Raw genomic sequence first — 3018 nt, forward strand, 5'->3', positions numbered from 1 at the left:
TAGCCCGTGACAACGGGGTCGGGTTCTGCGCCCCGTGCCAGCGCAAGCAGGAGATGCGCCGCCTCCAGGCCCCGGTACCACCTGATCACTTCTGGCAGACCGACGAGCTTCGCGACGCCCTGGCTAGCTGGCACATCGGCCGGGTGATCGCCGCCTACCGGCGCAATCCCTGGCACGGCCGGGTGCTGGCTCAGGAACTGGTCGGCGGCTGGGCCGGCATCTCCCAGGTACAGCTATCCCGCATCGAATCGGGCCCGCCGATCAAGGACTTGGACCGGCTCATGATGTGGGCGCGCCTGTTGCGCATCCCGGCACATTTGCTGTGGTTCCAGCTTCCCGAGCAGCGAACCGCACCCGTCGCGCCCGTTTCCGCGCCGCCCGTGCCCGCGGGGCCGGACCTGCCCGCACTATTGGGCAGCCTGGCAGCCGGGCGCCTCCCCCTGGCCGCCGGCGAGACCCATAGCCCCACCATCGGCATCTCCGCCTTCACCGGCATGACCACCGGCCAGAGCGCCGAACTGCTGCTGAAGTTGTTTTTGCAGCTTGATGATGAACTGGGCGGCGACAGCCTGTACCTACCGCTGTCCCGGTACGTGGCCCGGATGGCCGTAACCGTTGAGCAGGACCCCGGCGACGGGTTGCTCGCCTTCGGCCAGCTCGCCCAGATGACGGGGTGGCTGGCGCTGGACGCCGACCACCACGGCCAAGCCCGCCGTTACTTCACCACCACCATCTACGTGGCCCACGAGAGCGACGAACCAGGTCTGGCCGCCAGCGCCCTCGGATATATGAGCCTCCAGGAGACTTACCGGGGCCGCCGGGGGCCGGCGCTGTCGCTCGCGCAAACGGCGCTCGCCTACGGGACGGCCGGGCTCACGCCGCTGACCAAGACGATGCTGGGCACGAGGCTGGCCCGCGCCCAAGCCGGGGTTGGCGACCAGGACGGCTGCCGCCGCACCTTGGAGGCCGCCCGCACCGACTTCGAGCGTGCCGGCCACCGGGATGAGCCCATGTGGGTGTCCTACGTCGACGAGGTGGAAGTGGCCGCCCAGGAAGGCGCCTGCCTGCTCGAACTGGGCGTGACCGACGAGGCTGCGTCGGCGCTGACCCGGGCGATTTGGCCTGCTCACCCAGCGCACGCCCCACCGCATCCGGGAGCGGGTGCATTACCTGTCGCGGCTCGCGAAATGCCATCTGAAGGGCGGTGACGTTGAGCAGGCCTGCCAGACGGCGGCCGACGCCCTCTCCTTGAGCGAAGCCATCGGCTCGACGCGCGTAGCCCTGCGCCTGAAGGAATTTGCGGATGGGCTTGAGCCCTTCGGCACCGTGCCTGCGGCGCGGGACTTCGGCGAGCGGTTTCGCCTGGCGACCGCTGGCCCCGCCAGTTAGCCCACGAGGCCGAAGACGGCCGCTTGGAGGGCACGGGGCCGGGTGAGATCCGGCAAAACGGCGTCGGCCCCGGCAGCCTCAAGGTCTCCCACGGTGCTGCTGCCGGTGGCAACGCCCACCGCCCGCACGCCAGCGTCGTGGGCGCCTTTTACGTCGTGCGGGGTGTCCCCAATCACGACCACCCTGGGCCGGGGGAAGCTCACCTGGTGGGCGGCTTCGGCCCGCTTGACCGCGAGCCGGACCAACACGGCCCGGTCGCTGTCGTCGTCCCCGTACCCGCCCACCGCCAGGTCCAGGTGATCCGTGAGGCCGAAGGCGGCCAGCTTGACTTCGGCGATGGAATGCAGGTTGCCGGTCACGACGGACTGCACAACGCCCTCGGCTACCAGTGCCGCAATCGCCTCCCTGGCACCGGGCAGACTGCGGCCGGCGACGCGCATCCGGCCCTGGAGCTGCCGGGCCGCCGCGCCCAAGGCTTCGTAGAAGGCCGGTAGCAGTGGCTCCGGCTTGGTGATCCCGCCAAGCCGCAAGGTCTCGATGATGATCGCCCGTTCGGTGCGGCCGATCATGTCAGCCAGTTCTCCCATGGGGCGGCCGGTCACGAGCTGGAAGGCGCGGGCGTAAATCTCCCGGCTCACGCCCTTGATCTCAAGGAGGGTGTGGTCGACGTCCCAGAGGATTAGGGCCAGTGCGGTCACCCGGCCATGATCCCACAACGAATGAACGGCGGGTGGTGCCCGCTGGCTCCCGTCCGGCGGACTTTTGGCCGCTACACTCTCGATCACGTTGATACCCAGGTGGCATCCCGTGGGAGCGATCACATGCCGGAGCTGGCCGCGCGTTACTGCGAGTGCGGCACCCGGCTGGCCGCCGACAACGCCGGCCCCCGCTGCACCGGATGCCTGGGGCGGGTCCGCCGAGAGGCCGAAAGCCCGCCGGAGCTTCCGGCCCACTTCTGGCAGACCGATCAACTCCGCGACGCCTTCGCGGCCCAGCACATCGGCCTAGTCTCGGCAGCCTACCGCCAAAGCCCCCACCACCGCCGGCCCATCAGCCAGGAACGGCTTGGTAGGTGGCTGGGTTTGACTCAGGCCCAGGTGAGCCGGATCGAGAGCGGCCCGCCCATCCGGGACCTGGACCGCCTGACGCACTGGGCCAGAACACTTCGGCTACCGCCTGCCCTGCTTTGGTTCGACCTTCCCGGCCAACCGCGGACACCCCCGCCGGCTCCAGCATCACCCGCATGGCTCAGTGATACAGGCATGCCCCTTGTGGCCGCCTCCGTCGCGGGCGGGACCTTGGAGACGATCCGTGCCGCCGCCCTGGCCTTCCGGGCCGCTGACCGCCAGCTCGGGGGCGGACGGCTGTACCCGGTGGTGGTGCGGTTCATCCAGACCGAGGTTGCTCCGCAGCTGGTGGGCCACCAGCACCCGCCGTCGGCGGTATTTTCGGCGGCCTCGTCGCTGACGGACATGGCCGGCTGGCCGGGCTACGACGACGAGCGGGGCGACCTCGCGGGGCAGCACTTCGTGCAGGCATTCGGCCTTGCCACCGCCGCCGGTGACCAAGCCCTGAGTGCCCAGGCCCTCGTGAGCCAGAGTCACCTAGCGGGAGTTTCCTAGATAGGTT

General features: G+C 69.9%; 4 protein-coding genes. 3 read left to right on the forward strand and 1 reads right to left on the reverse strand.

Translation table 11 applies throughout. The features are described 5' to 3' along the window. Positions 1–1208 (forward strand): DNA-binding protein (locus AC08OX_RS16570; protein WP_476608647.1); only part of this gene is annotated, 1208 nt, incomplete at its 5' end. Continuing rightward, positions 1162–1389, forward strand: a complete 228-nt coding sequence (locus AC08OX_RS16575) for a hypothetical protein (RefSeq protein WP_476608648.1) — start codon at positions 1162–1164, stop codon at positions 1387–1389. The genes AC08OX_RS16570 and AC08OX_RS16575, both read left to right, overlap by 47 nt. Here the strand turns inward: AC08OX_RS16575 and AC08OX_RS16580 are convergent. Further along, on the reverse strand, positions 1386–2087 hold the full coding sequence (locus tag AC08OX_RS16580; protein WP_476608649.1) for an HAD family hydrolase: 702 nt from the start codon (positions 2085–2087) through the stop codon (positions 1386–1388). The genes AC08OX_RS16575 and AC08OX_RS16580 overlap by 4 nt on opposite strands. A 573-nt stretch (positions 2088–2660) precedes the next feature. On the opposite strand from AC08OX_RS16580, the gene AC08OX_RS16585 reads away from it, so the two are divergent. Continuing rightward, on the forward strand, positions 2661–3011 hold the full coding sequence (locus AC08OX_RS16585; protein WP_476608650.1) for a hypothetical protein: 351 nt from the start codon (positions 2661–2663) through the stop codon (positions 3009–3011). Positions 3012–3018 lie beyond the last annotated feature (7 nt).

Source organism: Frankia sp. CoBUL1 (genome assembly GCF_978021245.1).